Origin of the sequence: Acidithiobacillus albertensis (assembly GCF_001931655.1) — a bacterium.
Classification (GTDB): domain Bacteria; phylum Pseudomonadota; class Gammaproteobacteria; order Acidithiobacillales; family Acidithiobacillaceae; genus Acidithiobacillus; species Acidithiobacillus thiooxidans.
Genome location: NZ_MOAD01000098.1, coordinates 1 through 912, shown reverse-complemented (window position 1 = coordinate 912; position 912 = coordinate 1). Strand labels below are relative to the sequence as shown.

At 58.4% G+C, this 912-nt stretch carries 1 protein-coding gene; it reads left to right on the top strand.

Features of this window, described 5'->3' with window-relative positions; translation table 11 throughout:
• The coding region (locus BLW97_RS18265; protein WP_143214994.1) for a GGDEF domain-containing protein at positions 1-912 on the top strand (912 nt) is incomplete at both ends.

Genomic DNA, 912 nt, shown 5'->3' with positions numbered 1-912 from the left:
AACGGTTTTCCACATCGCCCATGAGGGGGATCACCTTCCGGTAGAAAACCCCATCCGCAGAGTCTTGCAGGAAGGCCGGATCGTGGGGCTGGCCAACCATACGGTTCTCCTGCGCGCGGATGGTCAGGAGATCGCCATTGAAGATTCTGCAGCACCAATTCACGGACGGGATGGTCAGGTGTTGGGCGCCGTACTGGTCTTTCATGATGTCACGGAACGGCGTCGTTTGACCGAGCACCTGGCTTATCAGGCGCATCACGATGATTTGACCGGCTTGCCCAACCGCAAGTGGTTTCTGGAGCAGCTCCGCCGGGCCACAGAGGCGCAGCCCCTGCCGGGAGACCTCCTCCTGGTTGGCATTCTCGATCTGGATGGATTCAAACAGGTCAATGATCGCTGGGGACACGACCAAGGGGATCAGCTGCTTTGTACGGTAGCACAACGGGTCCGTGAAACGCTGCGGCCTGAAGATAGCGTCAGCCGCCTGGGCGGGGATGAGTTTGGGCTGCTGCTGCCCCATATGCACGATCTGGAAGACGCCCAGCATCTCGCCCACCGGCTGATCCAGGCGTTGAACCAGCCTATTGAGATGGACACACAGGTGGCGAACGTCTCAGCCAGTATTGGATGGACGATTCTCCCCGGGGATACGGGTGATGCCCCGCAGATGTTGCGGCATGCGGATCTCGCGCTTTACGCGGCCAAAGCCCGGGGTCGCAATCAGTATTGTTTTTATGAAAAAAGCCTGGATATTGAACAAGAACAGCTGATGGAGATGTTGACGATGACCCAGGAAGCGCTTGAAGCCCAGAACTTGGTCATGTACTACCAGCCGGTAGTGACCCGGCCTGCCCCTTCTGCGTCACCGGAGCAGGGCGTGATTGGTTTTGAGGCCCTGATCCGCTTGCAGCA